Raw genomic sequence first — 15,368 nt, 5'->3', positions numbered from 1 at the left:
TGCAGCGGATGTCCTTGCCCCTGCCCCCGCCCGTGCAGTTTGCAGCGCCCAGCGCGCTCGAATTCTTCGCCGCGCTGGTGGCAGACGATGACAGCCTGCCGCTGCTGGAGGCCGCCATCGCCGTGGCCCAGGACGAGATGCCCGGTCTGGACGTGCAGGCCGCGCTGGCCGAGGTGGACACCCTGGCCGAGCGCCTGTGCCGGCGTGTGCCGGCCGATGCGGCCCCGCTGCAGCGGCTGCGCCTGCTGAACCAGTACTTCTTCCACGAACTCGGCTTCGCCGGCAACGTCAACGATTACCACGACCCGCGCAACAGCCTGCTGCCCGAGGTGCTGCGCACGCGGCGCGGCATCCCGCTGACGCTGGCGCTGCTGTACATCGAGATCGCGCGGCCTCTGGGGCTGGCGGTGCAGGGCGTGTCTTTCCCCGGGCACTTCCTCGTCAAGCTGGCGGTCGCCGGTGGTGAGGTGGTGATCGACCCCTTCACCGGTCAGTCGCTCACGCGCCAGGCGCTGGAAGAGCGGCTGCTGCCCTTTCGCCGCGCGCCGGAGATGGGCCTGGGTGCACCGACGCTGGCCGCCTGGCTGCAGGCCGCCAGTGCGCGCGAGATGCTGGCGCGGCTGCTGCGCAACCTGCGCGAGATCCACCGCCAGGCTGGCGACCTGCCGCGCTGGCTGGCGGTGCAGCGCCGCCTGGTGCTGGTGCTGCCGAGCGCCTGGTCCGAGTACCAGGACCTGGCCCTCGTTCTGGCGCGCCTGGGCCTGCATGACGAAGCGGCCCGCGCCCTCGCCACGGGCGAGGCCCTGCGCACGGACACGGCGCGCGGTCCCCTCGCGGCCGCCGATCCGGCACGGCGACGCCGTGCCCATTGACGCCCTGCCGCCGCCCATGAAGCAGATTCCGCTGCCCATCGGCCCCGCGCCCGCACCCGACCTGCACAACTTTCTGCCGGGCGGCAATGCCGCGGCCTTGCACCACCTGCAGGCGCTCGCGCTGCCCTCGGCCCCGGTCTACCTCTGGGGCGCCTCCGGCACGGGCAAGACGCACCTGCTGCGTGGCCTGGCCGCGCGCTGCCAGGCCGAGGGCCAGCGCGTGGGCTGGTTCGATGCCGAAGAGCCCCTGCCCTGGACGCTGCAGCCCGATTGGGCGCTCGTGGTCATCGACCGTTGCGAGGCCTTGTCGCCCGCCGCTCAGCAGGCCGCCTTCGCGCTCTTCATCGACGCCACCACCCACACCGTGCAGGTGGCCGCCGCCGGGCGCCTGCCGCCGGTGGACCTGCCGCTGCGCGACGACCTGCGCACGCGCCTGGCCTGGGGCCACGTGTTCGCACTGCAGCCGCTCAGCGATGCCGAAACCCGCGCCGCGCTGCGCCGCGAGGGCGACCGCCGCGGCATCCTGCTGCCCGACGAACTGATGGACCACCTCTTGACGCATTTCCCGCGCGACCTCGGGCACCTCATGAAGCTCTTCGACCGGCTCGACACCTTCGCGCTCGCCGAAGGCCGGCGCCTGACCGTGCCGCTGCTGCGCCGCATGCTGGCGGAACAGCCCGGCGGTGCGGCCGACGCCGACGAGGTGCGCGCGGCATGAACCTGACGCTCTTCGACCTCGACGGCACGCTGATCCCGAAGGACAGCGATCACGCCTTTGGCGAGTTCCTGATCACGCTGGGCTGGGCCGACGCCGCGACCTTCCGCCGCCGCAACGACGGCTTCTACGAAGACTACCTGCAGGGTCGGCTCGACATCGACGCCTACGTCGATTTCGCCACCTCGGCGTGGCGCGACCGCAGCCCGGCCGAACTGCAGCGCACGACGGAACGCTTCATCGAGATCGTCATCCGCCCCATGCTGCACCCGCAGGCCCTGGACCTCGTGCAGCGCCATCGCGAGGCCGGTGACCTGCTGGCGGTGGTGACGGCCACCAACGACTTCGTCACGCGGCCCATCGCCCGGCTCTTCGGTGTGGACGAACTCATCGCCACCACGCTGCAGCGCGACGCCAGCGGCCGCGTCACGGGTCGCATCGAAGGCGTGCCGTCCTTCCGCGAAGGCAAGATCACACGCGTCGAGGCCTGGCTGGCAGCCCGCGGGCAGCGTCTGGCCGATTTCGAGCGCTGCACCTTCTACAGCGATTCCACCAACGACCTGCCGCTGCTCGAGCACGTCAGCGCCCCCGTGGCCACCAACCCCGGCCCCGCGCTCGAGCGCATCGCGCAAGAGCGCGGCTGGCCTGTTTTGAAGCTCTTCCCATGATCAAGAAATTCATCCAGCGCCTGCTGGGCCAGGGCGAGACGCCGGGCACCGCGGCCCCGCCCGCCGCGGCACCGGCCACGCCGGCCATCCCGCTGGGCCAGCGTACCGAGATCTCGGCCAGCGAGCACCGCATCGACCCGCAACTGCTCGACGCCAATGCCGTGCGCGTCGTGAAGACGCTGAAGGACGCCGGCTTCGAGGCGTACATCGTCGGCGGCGCCGTGCGCGACCTGCTGGTGGGCCTGCGCCCGAAAGACTTCGACGTCGCCACCGACGCCACGCCCGAGCAGGTGAAGTCGCTGTTCCGCCGTGCCTTCATCATCGGCCGGCGCTTCCGGCTGGTGCACGTGGTCTTCGGCCGCGGGCGCGAGCACGAAACCATCGAGGTGAGCACCTTCCGCGCCTACATGGACCCGGCCGCCACCGACGCCGTGGCCGGCAACGAAAAAACTGCCAAGAGCGAAATCGCCGACAAGAAGCACGTGGTGGACGCCAGCGGCCGCGTGCTGCGCGACAACGTCTGGGGCCCGCAGATCGAAGACGCCGCGCGGCGCGACTTCACCATCAACGCGATGTACTACGACCCGGTCACGCAGACCGTGGTCGACTACCACGGCGGCCTGGCCGACGTGCGGGCGCGGCTGCTGCGCATGATCGGCGACCCGGCCACGCGCTACCGCGAAGACCCGGTGCGCATCATCCGCGTGGTGCGCTTCGCGGCCAAGCTGGGTTTTGCGCTCGAGCCGGCCACGCTCAAGCCCATCGCGAAGGCCGCGCCGCTGCTCAGCAACGTGCCCATTTCGCGCCTCTTCGACGAGATGGTGAAGCTGATGCAGACCGGCCACGCGCTGGCCAGCGTGGAGCAACTGCGCAAGTTCGGCTTGATCGGCGGCAGCCTGAACATCTTCCCGGTGCTCGATGCCGCGCTGGCGCCGGCACAGCCCAACCCGGTGCGCGAGAAGTTCGTGCGCCAGGCGCTGCAGGACACCGACACCCGCGTCGCCGAGAACCGCAGCGTGGTGCCCAGCTACATGCTGGCCTGCATGCTGTGGCACGACGTGCAGGAACGCTGGGCCACGCTGCGCGCCGCGGGCGAGCCGCCGGTGCCGGCGCTGCAGCAGGCCATCGACGCGGTGTTCGACGCGCGCATCGGCGACATCTCCGGCCGCGGCAAGCTGGCCGCCGACATGCGCGAGGTCTGGCTGATGCAGCCGCGCTTCGAGCGCCGCACGCCCAGCGGGGCGGCCTCGCTCGTGGCCCAGCCACGCTTCCGCGCGGGCTACGACTTCCTGCGCCTGCGCGCCGACTGCGGCGAGGTGCCACAGGAACTGGCCGACTGGTGGGAAGACTTCCACCTCGGCAACGACGAAGACCGCGAAGCCCTGCTGCGCGACGTGAAGCCCGCCGCGCGGGGGGCCAAGCGCGTGCCGGCCCGCGGCGGCGAGGCCCCCCGTGCCGGCACGGCGCCGGCCGCCGAGCCGGGTGACGGCGAAGACGACGCCGACGACGACGCCGACGATGGGGACAGCCCCTGCCCCGGCGAAGCCAGCGCCGCACCGCGCAAGCGCCGCCGCCGGCGCCGCCGCCCGGGTGGCGGCCGGCCCGCCGGGGGCGGTGAGGGCGGCCCGCCCGCGACATGAGCCCCCGCGTTCGGGCCTGCATCGGCCTGGGCGCCAACCTGGGGGACGCCCGTGCCACGCTGCGTGCGGCCGTCACGGCCTTGGCGGCACTGCCCGAGACCCGCCTGCTGCAGGTCTCGGGCCTGTACCGCAGCGCGCCCGTGGAGGCGCAGGGCCCCGACTTCCTGAACGCCGTGGCCTGCGTGGAGACTGCGCTGGCGCCCAACGCGCTGCTGCAGGCGCTGCAGGCCATCGAGCAGCAGCACGGCCGCGAGCGGCCCTACCGCAACGCCCCGCGCACGCTCGACCTCGACCTGCTGCTGCACGGCGACACGGTGCTGTGCACCCCTGAGCTCACGCTGCCCCACCCGCGGCTGCACCTGCGCCACTTCGTGCTGGCGCCCTTGCTCGAACTCTGCCCCGCCCAACAGCACCCGCAACTGGGGGCCTTGCAGGCCTGGCTGCCGCACGTGGCCGACCAAGCCTTGCAGCGCTTGCCCGAGACGCTCTGGACCCCGTCCTAGAATGCCCGTGACAATTTTGTGACTATTGCGTGACGAGGCCTGCCGAAGGCCCGTGCGCCTTTCGGAGCGAGCATGGTCTTTGGCAGGTTCTTGCCGCGGGAAGGCAACTTCTTCGCACTCTTCAACGAACACGGCACGCACATCGCCGAGGGCGCGCGGTCTTTCCTGGCCATGGTGCAGGTGTATGGCGACCCCGCCGAGCGCGACAAGCACGCCCAGGCCGTGGGAGCCAGCGAACGTGCCGCCGACAAGGTGACGGCCGAGGTGCACCGCCTGCTGCACCGCAGCTTCATCACGCCGCTGGACCGCGACCACATCCACCGCCTGATCAACAGCATGGACGACGTGCTCGACCTGCTGCAGGACACCAGCGAGGTGATGTCGCTCTACGACTTGCAGACGCTCAGCGACGACGTGCTGCGTTTGTCGGAAATCTCGGTGCGCTGCTGTGAACGTGTGCAGGGCGTGCTGGCGCTGCTGCCGCGATTGAAGGAAGCCGAGGTCGCCGAATCGGTGCTGAAGACCTGCGAGGAGATCGATCAACTCGAATCCGATGCCGACCGCGTGATGCGTGCGGCCATGTCGCGCCTCTTCCGCGAGGAGCCCGACACCCGTCAGCTCATCAAGCTCAAGGCCGTGTACGAGCACCTCGAATCGATTTCCGACCGCTGCGAAGACGTCGCGAACCTCGTCGAAGGCATCGTGCTCGAGAACAGCTGAGGCTCGGCCATGGAAACCGTGCAGACCGTCCCAATGGCGTTCTGGGTGGTGGTGATGCTCGTGGTGCTGGCGCTGCTGTTCGACTTCATGAACGGCTTCCACGACGCGGCCAACTCCATTGCGACCGTGGTCTCCACCGGCGTGCTCAAGCCGGGGCAGGCGGTGGCCTTCGCAGCCTTCTTCAACGTCATCGCCATCTTCTTCTTCCAGCTCAAGGTGGCCGCCACCGTGGGCAAAGGCATCGTCGACCCTGGCATCGTCGACCAGCACGTCGTCTTCGGCGCCTTGGTCGGCGCCATCGCCTGGAACCTCATCACCTGGTGGTACGGCATTCCTTCGAGCAGCTCGCACGCGCTGATCGGCGGCATCGTCGGCGCGACGCTGGCCAAGGCCGGCACCGGGCCGCTGGTGTGGGCGGGCGTGCTGAAGACGGTGGCCTTCATCTTCATCTCGCCGATGATGGGGTTCCTGCTCGGCTCGCTGCTGATGGTGGCGGTGTCGTGGATCTGCCTGCGAATGTCACCCATCAAGGTCGACAACGTGTTCAGACGGCTGCAGTTGGTGTCGGCGGGGCTCTACTCGCTGGGTCACGGCGGCAACGACGCGCAGAAAACCATCGGCATCGTCTGGCTGCTGCTCATCGCGGCCGGCTACAGCCAGGCCAGCGACAAGCTGCCGCCGACCTGGGTGATCTGGAGCTGCTACATCGCCATCGGCCTGGGCACGATGTTCGGCGGCTGGCGCATCGTCAAGACCATGGGCCAGCGCATCACCAAGCTCAAGCCCGTGGGCGGCTTCTGCGCCGAGACGGGCGGGGCCATCACCCTCTTCGTGGCCACGGGCCTGGGCGTGCCCGTGAGCACCACCCACACCATCACCGGCGCCATCTTCGGCGTCGGCTCGGTGCGCAACGCGTCGGCGGTGCGCTGGGGGCTGGCGGGGCACATCGTGATGGCCTGGATCGTCACCATCCCAGCCACGGCCCTGATCGCGGCGCTTTGCTACGCCCTGAGCATGCTGCTGTTCTGAGGGGTCTGGGGGGCAGGGGGGAGCGGGCCGGCTGGACCTCAGACCCCCATCTGCCACTCGAAGAACTTCTGTCCGCCGTAGGCGATGGTGCCCATCAGCACACCGCCCCCCAGCAGCAGCGCCAGGATGGCGGCGAGCACCGGGCCCCAGCGGGTGTTGCGGCCGGGCTGGCCCGGGTTGCGGCGGGCGTCCCACTGCTCGTCGGGCGTCAGCGCATAGACGATGGCCGTCAGCATGGCCACCGAGAACATCAGCCCGAACACCGGGATCAGCAGCCAGGCCGTCCGGTCGTCCTGCCCCAGGTTCTGCAGGCGCACCAGGCCGGCCAGGCCCAGCAGCGTGGGCCAGGGGTGCAGCCAGCCGAGCAGGTCTTTCATGCCGTGCAGGTAGAAGCGGTGCACGCCCAGCGTGCCCAGCAGCAGGGCCAGCCAGGTGGCGAGGGTCTTGGAACGGTAGCGCGCGGGCATGGGGCAGGCTGGGAGGGCAGGGCGTTGGGGCAGGCCCTGGGCAACATCGCTCAACAGGGCAGCCGGGCAGTTTATAATGCGCGGTTTTCGGCGCCGGTCGCACGTGGGAACACGGGCGGCGTATCTACGGTGCCGGCCGCGGTCGGCGGCTACTCGAACAGGGTTCGAAGAGCTTGTCGGCCACCCAGGTGGCCCTGCCCGGTGTGTCTCCCGTGGCGTGTTCGCCGAACACTGTTCCCAAGGAAATATCACATGGTCGTGATCCGACTGGCTCGTGGCGGCGCCAAGAAGCGCCCGTTCTTCAACATCGTCGTGGCCGACAGCCGTGAGCGCCGTGACGGCCGCTTCATCGAGCGCGTGGGCTTCTACAACCCCGTCGCCTCGGGCGCCGAGCAGCCCCTGCGTGTGGCCATGGACCGCGTGACCCACTGGGTCGGCGTCGGTGCCCAGCTGTCGCCCACCGTGGCGCGCCTGGTCGACCAGGCCAAGAAGGCGGCCTGAGGGCCCTTCAGCCTGCACCATGAGCACGGCCCCCCGCGCGCTGGGCGACACGGACACGCCGTCCGTGCCCGCCGATGCGGTGGAAGTGGGCCGTGTCATGGGCGCCTGGGGCATCAAGGGCGGCATCCGGGTCAAGCCCTTCGCCGCCGATCCCCAGGCGCTGTTTTCCTCCAAGCGTTGGTTCCTGCGCCCGCCCGAGGGGCCGCGGCCCGGGGCCGGCGCCTTCCCGACGCTGCTGCGCATCGCCACCGCCAAAGAGCACGGTGACGGTGTCGTGGCCACCGTGCACGACATGGACGACCGCAACGCGGCTGAGGCGCTGAAGGGCGCCACCGTGTTGATCGCGCGCTCCAGCTTCCCCACGCCCGACGAGGGCGAGTTCTACTGGGTCGATCTCATCGGCCTTCAGGTGCACAACCGCGCGGGCACCGCCCTGGGCGAGGTGGTGGGCCTGATCGAGACCGGCCCGCACTGCGTGCTGCGCATCCAGCCCGCCGATGCCACGGCCGAGGAAGTGCTGATTCCTTTCGTCGAGGCCTACGTGGATGGCGTCGACCTCGGCGCCAAGCGCATCGGCGTCGACTGGGATTTCGAGCCCGACGCCGACGCCGCCTGACTGCGCCTGAAGCCGCCTGCGGCCCGCACGATGCGCTTCGACGTCATCACGCTCTTCCCGGAGCTCTTCGCACCCCACCTCCAGCACGGCATCACGCGCCGAGCCTACGAGAGCCGCCAGGTCGACGTGCGCCTGTGGCAGCTGCGCGATTTCGCCGACGACAACTACCGCCGTGTCGACGACCGCCCCTACGGCGGCGGCCCCGGCATGGTCATGCTGGCCGAGCCGCTGCAGCGCGCGTTGCAGGCCGTGGCGGCTGACCGCGAACAGGCACGGCCCGCGGTGGTGCACTTCACGCCCACCGGCCGCCGCCTCGACCAGGCGCTGGTGCAGGACTTCGCACAGGGCCCTGGCGCCGTGCTGCTGTGCGGCCGTTACGAGGGCATCGACCAGCGCCTGCTCGACGCCCACGTCACGCACGAGATCAGCCTGGGCGACTTCGTCCTGTCTGGCGGCGAACTGCCGGCGCTCGCGCTGCTGGACGCCGTGGCGCGCCTGCAGGAGGGCGTGCTCGCCGCGCCCTCGCACCAGCAGGACAGCTTTTCCGACGGTCTGCTCGAAGGCCCGCACTTCAGCCGCCCCGAGGTGCTGCAGATCGAGGGTCAGGCGCAGGCTGTGCCGGCGGTGCTGCTCTCGGGCCACCACGGTGACATCGCGCGCTGGCGGCGTGAACGTTCGCTGGAGGCCACGGCGCGCCGCAGGCCTGAATTGATCACGGCAGCACGCGCCGCCGGGCGCCTGAGCAAGCAGGACGAACGCTTCCTGTCCCAGCTCGGGCTATAATCAAAGGCTTTTCGATCCTCTGCCGGGCCACCGCCCGGGCCCTGGCCTCACAGCCACCAGCCCGGCGAACAATTCCGCAACAGCCCGCGACACGATCACTTCGGAGAAAACCTTGAACCTGATTGCCGTCCTCGAGCAGGAAGAAATTGCTCGCCTGAACAAGACCATCCCGGCTTTCGCCCCTGGCGACACCGTGATCGTCAACGTGAACGTCGTTGAAGGCACCCGCAAGCGCGTGCAGGCCTACGAAGGCGTGGTCATCGCCAAGCGCAACCGCGGCCTGAACAGCAGCTTCATCGTGCGCAAGATCTCCAGCGGTGAAGGCGTGGAGCGCACCTTCCAGACCTACAGCCCGCTGATCGCCAGCATCGAAGTCAAGCGCCGCGGCGACGTGCGCCGTGCCAAGCTGTACTACCTGCGCCAGCGCAGCGGCAAGTCGGCGCGCATCAAGGAAAAGCTCGCCGGATGAGCCCCAGCGCCCGGACCCGGGTGCTGCCGACGAAGGCCGCCTCCGGGCGGCCTTTTTCATTCCAGGCCGCTGCCGTGCGGCCTGCGCCCCGCGCGTGTCGCCAGGGGCTGGCATGAGCCGCCCGCGCATCCTCGACCCGCGTGCGGTGCCCGTGGTGGGCGTCGACGCCCACCTGCCGCCCGTGCCGGCCGCCCGCCTGCGTGCTGCCGCCCTGCGCCAGCACTTCGCCGCTCAGCCCGTCTGGCAGCCCGAGTTCACGGGTGATGGCCGCCCCTTCAGCGGCCGCGAACCGGCCCACGCGGCGGTGCTGGTACCGCTGGTGCAGCGCCCGGCCACGGGCGACGACGACGGCCTGCACGTGCTGCTGACACGCCGCACCGAACACCTGCGCGACCATGCCGGGCAGATCAGCTTCCCCGGTGGCCGCAGCGAACCCGAAGACGGCAGCCCCGAGGCCACCGCGTTGCGCGAGGCCGAAGAAGAGGTGGGCCTGGCCCGCCACGAGGTGGAAGTCATCGGCCGCCTGCCCACCTACACCACGGTGACCAGCTTCGTGGTCACGCCCGTCATCGCGTTGGTGCGCGCGCCCTACACGGTGGCGCTGGACAGCTTCGAGGTGGCTGAGGCTTTCGAGGTGCCGCTGGCCTGGCTGATGAACCCCGCCCACCACCGCCGCCACCTCTTCACCCATGAGGAAGAGGCGCGCCAGTTCCTGTCCATGCCCTGGCCCGGTGTGGGCCCCGACGGCCAGCCGCGCGAGTACTTCATCTGGGGCGCCACGGCCGCGATGCTGCGCAACCTGTACCGCTTTCTCAGCGCCTGATCGCATGCCGGGACAGACCCGCCAAAGCTGCCCCTATCATCCGCCGCGATGAGTTTCTTCGCCGTCCTGTTTGCGCTGCTGATCGAACAGCTCAAGCCGCTGCCGCGCGACAACTGGGTGCACGAAACCCTGATGGGCTGGGTGCGCTGGACCGGCCGCAACTTCGATGCGGGCCAGCCCCACCACCGCTGGGTGGTCTGGTGCGTCTCGGTGCTGGTGCCGGCGGTGCTGGTGGGTGCGGTGCACCTGCTCATCAGCCACTACAGCCTGCTGCTGGCGCTGGCCTTCGATGTGGCGCTGCTCTACCTGACACTGGGCTTCCGCCAGTTCAGCCATTACTTCACCGACATCCGCGACGCCTTGGAGCGCGGCGACGAAAACGAGGCGCGCCGCCTGTTGGCCGAGTGGCGCCATCTCGACGCCAGCGAGCTGCCGCGCACCGAGGTGCTGCGCCACGTCATCGAACACGCGCTGCTGGCCGCGCACCGCCATGTCTTCGGCGTCTTCTTCTGGTTCGTGCTGTTCTCGGCGCTGGGTTTCGGGCCCATGGGCGCGGTGCTCTACCGCATGGCCGAGTTCTCCACGCGCTACTGGAGCTACCGCCACCGCAGCCTGGACGCGCCCGGCAACGACGGCCTGCTGGCCCTGAGCCAGCGCCTCTTCGGCCTGATCGACCACGTGCCGGCACGGCTGACGGCCTTCGGTTTCGCCGTCGTCGGCAACTTCGAGGAAGCCGCGGCCAGCTGGCGGCGTGACGCCACGCTCTGGCAGCACCCGAACGAGGGCGTGATCCTGGCTGCCGCCGCTGGCGCGGTGGGGGTGCAGCTGGGCGGCGCCGCGGCCCCGGGCGTCACGCCCGACCGCAGCAAGACCTTCAACGCCGGCGGCGATGCGCGCATGGCCGATGCACAAGGCTCCACCTCGGGCGCGCCCGCCCAGGCGGGCCACCTGCACAGCGTGGTGGGCCTGGTGTGGCGCTCGGTGGTGCTGTGGATGCTGCTGGTGGCCTTGCTGACGCTGGCGCACGTGGTCGGCTGAGCCCAGGCGGGTGAGCCCTGCGCTCACCAGCGCTTCTGAGACAACTCTTCGAACAATTCGGCGTAGATGCGCTGCCGCGTCGGGCTGATCTCGCCACGCGCGGCGGCTTCGCGCACGCCGCAGCCGGGTTCGTGCAGGTGGCTGCAGTTGTGGAAGCGGCAGTGGCCCAGCGCCGCGGCGTAGTCGGGCATCAGGCCCGCCAACTGCTCGGGCGCCACCTGGCGCAGGCCGAATTCCTGGAAGCCGGGTGAATCGATGAGCGCGGCGCGAGGGGCGGCGCCGGTCTCATCCACCGTTTCGGCGCCATCCAGCCAGTACCAGCGTGTGCTCGTGGTCGTGTGGCGCCCCGTGTTCAGCGCCTGCGAGATCTCGCCCACCTGGGCCTCGGCCTGCGGCACCAGCAGGTTGATCAGCGTGCTTTTGCCCATGCCACTGGGGCCCAGCACCAGCGTCGTGCGGCCGGCCAGCAGCGGCGCCAGCGTGGCGCGCGCGGCCTCGGGCTCGCGCTTGAGGGCCAGCTCGATGACGGGCGTGCCCATCGCACGGTAAGGCGCGAGGCGCTCGCGCGCGACGGGTGCGCCCGGCAGGTCGGTCTTGTTCAGGCCGATGCACACCGGGATGTCGGCCGCTGCGGCGGCGATGAGCGCGCGCGTGAGCTGTGATTCGCTGAACACCGGCTCGGGCGCCACCAGGATGAGCAGCAGGTCGAGGTTGGCCGCGAAGGACTTGGTGCGCCACTCGTCCTGGCGGAAGAGCAGGTTGCGGCGCTCGACCAGGCTGTCGATGACGCCGCCGTCGCCGGTGGTGGACCAGCGCACGCGGTCGCCCACCACCAGCTCGCTCTTCTTGCCGCGCGTCAGGCACAGCACACGCTGTCCTGCCGGCGTTTCCACCATCACCTGGCGGCCGTGGGCGGCCACCACCAGGCCCGGTGGGTGGGCGGCCTGCGTCAAGGCTGCAGCGCGTCCAGCTTGGCGGCGCAGATGAAGTCGTTGATGGAGATGCCGCCCACCGAGTGGGTGTTGAAGCGCACCGTGCAGCGGTTGTACGAGACCAGCAGGTCAGGGTGGTGGTCTTCGACGTGCGCCACCCAGGCCACGGCGTTCACGAAGGCCATGGTGCGGTGGTAGTCGGCGAAGTCGTAGCGCTTCTGGATGGCGCCGTCCACCAGGGCCCAGCCAGGGGCTGCGGCGAGGTGGGTGTCGATCTGCGCCGCCGGCATGGGCGGCTGGCCTTCCAGGGCTTGGCAGTGCAGGGCGGCCAGGTTTGTGGCGTTGGCGGTCATGGCGGGCTCAGGCAGGTGCGGGAAGGGAGTGGCTGGACGCGGGTGCCGGCAGCGCCGCCAGCCTTTCGGAAGCCGGCGGGTGCGAGTAGTAGAAGCGCACGTACAGCGGGTCGGGCGTCAGCGTGGCAGCGTTGTCCTCGTGCAGCTTCAGCAGCGCGCTGGCGAGCTGGGCGCCATCGGCCTGTGCGGTGGCGTAGGCATCGGCCTGGAACTCGTCGCGGCGCGAGAAGTGCGCCATCAGCGGCGAGATGAAGAAGGTGAAGGGCGGCAAAGCCATCATGAACAGCAGCAGCGCCAGCGCGTCGTTGGGCGCGGCGATGTTGGGCTGCACGCCCAGGCCGGCGTAGAAGCTGCTCTGGCCCGCCAGCCAGCCCAGCAGGGCCAGGCCGGCCAGGCTGAAGGCGAAGATGCCCACCATGCGCTTGAGCACGTGCTTGTGCTTGAAGTGGCCCAGCTCGTGGGCGAGCACGGCCTCCACCTCGCCGGGCGTCAGGCGCTGCAGCAGGGTGTCGAAAAACACCACGCGCTTGGCCGCGCCCAGGCCCGTGAAATAGGCGTTGGCATGGGCCGAACGTTTGCTGCCGTCCATCACGAACAGGCCCTTGGCGGCGAAGCCGCAGCGCTGCATCAGCGCCTGCACGCGCTGCTTGAGGGCTTCATCCGGCAGCGGCTCGAACTTGTTGAACATCGGCGCGATGACGGTGGGGTAGAGCACCATCAGCACCAGGTTGAAGCCCACCCAGGTGACCCACGCGTACAGCCACCACAGACCACCGCTGGCGCCCATGATCCACAGGATGACGGCCGCCAGCGGCAGGCCGATCAGCACGCCCACGGCCGCGCCCTTGGCCAGGTCGGCCAGCCAGAGCTTGGGCGTCATGCGGTTGAAGCCGAAGCGCTGCTCGACGCGGAAGGTGCTGTAGGCCTCCAGCGGCAGGTCGAGCAGGGCGCCGATCAACGTGAAGGCGGCCAGCAGCGCCAGTTGGTAGACCAGCGGGTTGCTGACGGGCAGCAGGTGGTCGACGAGCCAGAGGTTGAGCGCATCCAGCCCGCCCAGCAGCGTCCAGCCCAGCAGCACCAGGGTGGAGAAGGCGGTCGCGAAGAGCCCCATTCGGCCCTTGGCCAGCGTGTAGTCGGCCGCCTTCTGATGGGCCTGCAAGGTGACGGTGCCGACGAAGGCCGCCGGCACGCTGTTGCGGTGCTGGGCCACGTGGCGCATCTGCCGCGTGGCCAGCCACAGCTTGACGGCCAGCGAGAGCAGCAGGGCCGCCGCGAAGGCCAGGGTGACTTGGTCGGAATGCATGGGGCGCGAGTGTAGGCGTGGGCGAGAATCCGGCCTTTCCTGCACGCGGCAAGACACCATGAGCGAAACGACCTCCCTGGCTCCCACCCTCGCGCTCAGCGACCAGAACCTGATCTGGATCGACCTGGAGATGACCGGCCTCTTGCCCGACAGCGACCGCATCATCGAGATCGCGGTGGTGGTGACCGACCCGCACCTGACGGTGCGCGTCGAGGGGCCGGTCTTCGCGGTGCACCAGAGCGACGCCGTGCTCGACGGCATGGACAACTGGAACAAAGGCACGCACGGCAAGAGCGGCCTGACCGAGCGCGTGCGCAATTCCACCGTCGACGAAGCCGCAGCCGAAGCCGCAGTGATCGAGTTCCTGAAGACCTACGTGCCCAAGGGCAAGAGCCCGATGTGCGGCAACAGCATCTGCCAGGACCGCCGCTTCCTGGCGCGCGGCATGCCGGCGCTGGAAGCGTTTTTCCACTACCGCAACCTCGACGTCAGCACGCTCAAGGAACTGGCGCGGCGCTGGAAGCCGGCGGCGATGGAAGGCTTCAAGAAGGCCCAGGCGCACACGGCGCTGGCCGACATCCACGAGTCCATCGACGAGCTGATCCACTACCGCCAGCATCTGCTGGCGGTTTGAGTGCGATCCCGCCAGCATCTGCCGGCGGTGTGAGCCTGCTCACTTCGGGCTGATCTTCAGGATCTGTCCGTCATCGGTGCTGCCCCACAGCGCGCCGTCAGGCCCGGGGACGATGCTGCGCAGGCGCAGCTTGGGCAGGTCCGCGGTTTCCACGCTGGCAGCCTTCCCAGGCCCATCCAGCGTGACGATGTCCAGGCGCTGGTCGCGCATCAGCGCCACGGCCAGCTTGCCGTTCCAGCCTTTCCACTGCGCACCTTCCAGGAAGGCCAGCGGGCCCATGCCCTGCGAGCGCTGCTCGTTGTTCCAGGCCGGCAGCATGGCTTTCGGGAAACGCTGCGTGTCGGTCATCGGCATCGTGAAGGGGTTGCCTGAATAACCGCAGTAGCCGTCGCTGCACTTGAGGTCGGGGCGGTTCTGCGGGTCCCAGCCGGCGTTGCCGCCGGCCACCAGCGCGGTGAGTTCGTCGCTGTGGTTGGGCCCGTGCTCCGAGGTGTAGGCCTGGCCGGCGTTCGGCTGGCCCGCCGGGCGGAAGGCGATGCCCTGCACGTTGCGATGGCCGTAGGTGTAGATGCGCGCATCGAAACCCGCCGGCGCGCCGTTGCCGGGCGCGGCCTTGCCGTCGCGGTCCACGCGCAGCACCTTGCCGCCCAGGCGCTTGGGGTCTTGCGGCAGGCCGGGGTCGTGGTTGTCGCCGGTGGTGATCCAGAGGTAGCCGTCGGGCCCGAAGCGGATGCGGCCGCCGCTGTGCGCGCCAGGGCCGCCCACGCGGCGGGCGTCCTTGAAGGCGATGTCGGGCACGATGTCGGTGCGCTGGCCCACGGTCTTCCAGTCGGCGGCCACCTGCAGGCGCACGACGCGGTTGATACGCGGGTCGGTCTGCAGGTTGCTCGCGGTGAAGACGTAGACGAAACGCTGGCCTTGCGCGAAGGCCGGGTCCACCGCCACGCCGTGCACCCCGCTCTGGCCCTGGCAGAAGATGTCGGGCGCGGCGAGCGCCGCGCCTTCGGTGCCCCAGAGGTGGCGCGTGCTGCCGTCGGGCAGGCGCACCCACAGGCCGTGGCACTTCTCGGTGTACAGCATCGCGCCGCCGGGGGCGAAGGCCAGATCCCAGGGGCCGCGCAGCTTCTCCATCACGGGGGTGACGGTGAGGGTGGGGGCCTGGGCCCAGGCGGCCGGTGTCGTCACGGCCAGCAACGTGGCCGCCAAGGGGGCCAGGGCGAGCGCAGCGGCCAGACGCCGCGGCTTCAGGGACTTGAGCATGGTCATGGAATGCACCGCATGTCGCGGCCGTGTCATCGGAAG

At 70.1% G+C, this 15,368-nt stretch carries 19 protein-coding genes; 14 read left to right on the top strand and 5 right to left on the bottom strand.

The features are described from left to right. Positions 1-8: 8 nt before the first annotated feature. The 7 genes from EOE66_RS10865 (at position 9) to EOE66_RS10835 (ending at position 6,147) form a co-directional block, all read left to right on the top strand. Positions 9-872 (top strand): SirB1 family protein, encoded by an 864-nt coding sequence (locus EOE66_RS10865; protein ID WP_245478995.1) that lies wholly within the window; start codon positions 9-11, stop codon positions 870-872. Positions 873-888: 16 nt separating this feature from the next. Next, entirely contained in the window at positions 889-1,590 is a 702-nt protein-coding gene (gene hda, locus EOE66_RS10860; RefSeq protein ID WP_128228699.1) for a DnaA regulatory inactivator Hda, read from the top strand. Continuing rightward, positions 1,587-2,255 (top strand): histidinol-phosphatase, encoded by a 669-nt coding sequence (locus tag EOE66_RS10855; protein WP_128228698.1) that lies wholly within the window; start codon positions 1,587-1,589, stop codon positions 2,253-2,255. The genes hda and EOE66_RS10855 overlap by 4 nt, the downstream gene beginning before the upstream one ends. After that, positions 2,252-3,895 (top strand): polynucleotide adenylyltransferase PcnB, encoded by a 1,644-nt coding sequence (gene pcnB, locus EOE66_RS10850; protein ID WP_128228697.1) that lies wholly within the window; start codon positions 2,252-2,254, stop codon positions 3,893-3,895. Before EOE66_RS10855 ends, pcnB begins: the two co-directional genes overlap by 4 nt. Then, a complete protein-coding gene (gene folK, locus EOE66_RS10845; protein ID WP_128228696.1) occupies positions 3,892-4,398 on the top strand; it encodes a 2-amino-4-hydroxy-6-hydroxymethyldihydropteridine diphosphokinase in 507 nt (168 codons plus the stop codon). Before pcnB ends, folK begins: the two co-directional genes overlap by 4 nt. Before the next feature lie 72 nt (positions 4,399-4,470). Continuing rightward, positions 4,471-5,118, top strand: a complete 648-nt coding sequence (locus tag EOE66_RS10840; RefSeq protein WP_128228695.1) for a DUF47 domain-containing protein — start codon at positions 4,471-4,473, stop codon at positions 5,116-5,118. Between the two features lie 9 nt (positions 5,119-5,127). Continuing rightward, the gene (locus tag EOE66_RS10835; RefSeq protein ID WP_128228694.1) at positions 5,128-6,147 is read left to right on the top strand and encodes an inorganic phosphate transporter; all 1,020 of its coding nucleotides are present in this window, start codon (positions 5,128-5,130) and stop codon (positions 6,145-6,147) included. A gap of 38 nt (positions 6,148-6,185) precedes the next feature. Here EOE66_RS10835 and EOE66_RS10830 read toward each other — a convergent pair whose 3' ends face one another. After that, entirely contained in the window at positions 6,186-6,614 is a 429-nt protein-coding gene (locus EOE66_RS10830) for an NINE protein (protein WP_128228693.1), read from the bottom strand. 252 nt (positions 6,615-6,866) lie between these two features. Here EOE66_RS10830 and rpsP point away from each other — a divergent pair, with 252 nt between their 5' ends. From rpsP to EOE66_RS10800, 6 genes are all read left to right on the top strand, one after another. Beyond that, positions 6,867-7,115, top strand: a complete 249-nt coding sequence (gene rpsP, locus EOE66_RS10825; RefSeq protein WP_128228692.1) for a 30S ribosomal protein S16 — start codon at positions 6,867-6,869, stop codon at positions 7,113-7,115. Between the two features lie 19 nt (positions 7,116-7,134). After that, entirely contained in the window at positions 7,135-7,731 is a 597-nt protein-coding gene (gene rimM / locus EOE66_RS10820) for a ribosome maturation factor RimM (protein WP_128228691.1), read from the top strand. A gap of 30 nt (positions 7,732-7,761) precedes the next feature. Then, positions 7,762-8,514: a tRNA (guanosine(37)-N1)-methyltransferase TrmD gene (gene trmD / locus EOE66_RS10815; RefSeq protein WP_128228690.1), complete on the top strand. Its 753-nt coding sequence runs from the start codon at positions 7,762-7,764 to the stop codon at positions 8,512-8,514. A gap of 112 nt (positions 8,515-8,626) precedes the next feature. Next, positions 8,627-8,983: a 50S ribosomal protein L19 gene (gene rplS / locus EOE66_RS10810; protein ID WP_128228689.1), complete on the top strand. Its 357-nt coding sequence runs from the start codon at positions 8,627-8,629 to the stop codon at positions 8,981-8,983. Between the two features lie 112 nt (positions 8,984-9,095). Next, positions 9,096-9,806 (top strand): CoA pyrophosphatase, encoded by a 711-nt coding sequence (locus tag EOE66_RS10805; RefSeq protein ID WP_128228688.1) that lies wholly within the window; start codon positions 9,096-9,098, stop codon positions 9,804-9,806. A gap of 48 nt (positions 9,807-9,854) precedes the next feature. Then, a complete protein-coding gene (locus tag EOE66_RS10800) occupies positions 9,855-10,844 on the top strand; it encodes a CobD/CbiB family protein (RefSeq protein ID WP_128228687.1) in 990 nt (329 codons plus the stop codon). Positions 10,845-10,867: 23 nt separating this feature from the next. On the opposite strand, the gene rsgA is transcribed toward EOE66_RS10800, so the two are convergent. The 3 genes from rsgA to EOE66_RS10785 are packed head-to-tail and all read right to left on the bottom strand — an operon-like array spanning position 10,868 to position 13,432. Further along, positions 10,868-11,740 (bottom strand): ribosome small subunit-dependent GTPase A, encoded by an 873-nt coding sequence (rsgA, locus tag EOE66_RS10795; RefSeq protein WP_128228995.1) that lies wholly within the window; start codon positions 11,738-11,740, stop codon positions 10,868-10,870. A 53-nt stretch (positions 11,741-11,793) separates the two neighbouring features. Then, positions 11,794-12,129, bottom strand: a complete 336-nt coding sequence (locus EOE66_RS10790) for a 4a-hydroxytetrahydrobiopterin dehydratase (protein ID WP_128228686.1) — start codon at positions 12,127-12,129, stop codon at positions 11,794-11,796. Between the two features lie 7 nt (positions 12,130-12,136). Further along, positions 12,137-13,432, bottom strand: a complete 1,296-nt coding sequence (locus EOE66_RS10785) for a M48 family metallopeptidase (protein WP_128228685.1) — start codon at positions 13,430-13,432, stop codon at positions 12,137-12,139. Between the two features lie 58 nt (positions 13,433-13,490). Here EOE66_RS10785 and orn point away from each other — a divergent pair, with 58 nt between their 5' ends. Continuing rightward, positions 13,491-14,066 (top strand): oligoribonuclease, encoded by a 576-nt coding sequence (gene orn / locus EOE66_RS10780; RefSeq protein ID WP_128228684.1) that lies wholly within the window; start codon positions 13,491-13,493, stop codon positions 14,064-14,066. Positions 14,067-14,105: 39 nt separating this feature from the next. Here the strand turns inward: orn and EOE66_RS10775 are convergent, their stop codons facing one another. Continuing rightward, positions 14,106-15,326: a PQQ-dependent sugar dehydrogenase gene (locus EOE66_RS10775; RefSeq protein WP_245478994.1), complete on the bottom strand. Its 1,221-nt coding sequence runs from the start codon at positions 15,324-15,326 to the stop codon at positions 14,106-14,108. Positions 15,327-15,368 lie beyond the last annotated feature (42 nt).

Origin of the sequence: Rubrivivax rivuli (assembly GCF_004016505.1) — a bacterium.
Lineage (GTDB): Bacteria > Pseudomonadota > Gammaproteobacteria > Burkholderiales > Burkholderiaceae_C > Rubrivivax > Rubrivivax rivuli.
This window is presented reverse-complemented; position numbering and strand designations above follow the sequence as displayed.

Excerpts from the sequence above, each read along its gene's own strand:
- EOE66_RS10865 (WP_245478995.1), top strand. The coding sequence starts at position 9 with ATGTCCTTGCCCCTGCCCCCGCCCGTGCAGTTTGCAGCGCCCAGCGCG.
- hda (WP_128228699.1), top strand. The coding sequence starts at position 889 with ATGAAGCAGATTCCGCTGCCCATCGGCCCCGCGCCCGCACCCGACCTG.
- EOE66_RS10855 (WP_128228698.1), top strand. The coding sequence starts at position 1,587 with ATGAACCTGACGCTCTTCGACCTCGACGGCACGCTGATCCCGAAGGAC.
- pcnB (WP_128228697.1), top strand. The coding sequence starts at position 2,252 with ATGATCAAGAAATTCATCCAGCGCCTGCTGGGCCAGGGCGAGACGCCG.
- folK (WP_128228696.1), top strand. The coding sequence starts at position 3,892 with ATGAGCCCCCGCGTTCGGGCCTGCATCGGCCTGGGCGCCAACCTGGGG.
- EOE66_RS10840 (WP_128228695.1), top strand. The coding sequence starts at position 4,471 with ATGGTCTTTGGCAGGTTCTTGCCGCGGGAAGGCAACTTCTTCGCACTC.
- EOE66_RS10835 (WP_128228694.1), top strand. The coding sequence starts at position 5,128 with ATGGAAACCGTGCAGACCGTCCCAATGGCGTTCTGGGTGGTGGTGATG.
- EOE66_RS10830 (WP_128228693.1), bottom strand. The coding sequence starts at position 6,614 with ATGCCCGCGCGCTACCGTTCCAAGACCCTCGCCACCTGGCTGGCCCTG.
- rpsP (WP_128228692.1), top strand. The coding sequence starts at position 6,867 with ATGGTCGTGATCCGACTGGCTCGTGGCGGCGCCAAGAAGCGCCCGTTC.
- rimM (WP_128228691.1), top strand. The coding sequence starts at position 7,135 with ATGAGCACGGCCCCCCGCGCGCTGGGCGACACGGACACGCCGTCCGTG.
- trmD (WP_128228690.1), top strand. The coding sequence starts at position 7,762 with ATGCGCTTCGACGTCATCACGCTCTTCCCGGAGCTCTTCGCACCCCAC.
- EOE66_RS10805 (WP_128228688.1), top strand. The coding sequence starts at position 9,096 with ATGAGCCGCCCGCGCATCCTCGACCCGCGTGCGGTGCCCGTGGTGGGC.
- EOE66_RS10800 (WP_128228687.1), top strand. The coding sequence starts at position 9,855 with ATGAGTTTCTTCGCCGTCCTGTTTGCGCTGCTGATCGAACAGCTCAAG.
- rsgA (WP_128228995.1), bottom strand. The coding sequence starts at position 11,740 with ATGGTGGAAACGCCGGCAGGACAGCGTGTGCTGTGCCTGACGCGCGGC.
- EOE66_RS10790 (WP_128228686.1), bottom strand. The coding sequence starts at position 12,129 with ATGACCGCCAACGCCACAAACCTGGCCGCCCTGCACTGCCAAGCCCTG.
- EOE66_RS10785 (WP_128228685.1), bottom strand. The coding sequence starts at position 13,432 with ATGCATTCCGACCAAGTCACCCTGGCCTTCGCGGCGGCCCTGCTGCTC.
- orn (WP_128228684.1), top strand. The coding sequence starts at position 13,491 with ATGAGCGAAACGACCTCCCTGGCTCCCACCCTCGCGCTCAGCGACCAG.
- EOE66_RS10775 (WP_245478994.1), bottom strand. The coding sequence starts at position 15,326 with ATGCTCAAGTCCCTGAAGCCGCGGCGTCTGGCCGCTGCGCTCGCCCTG.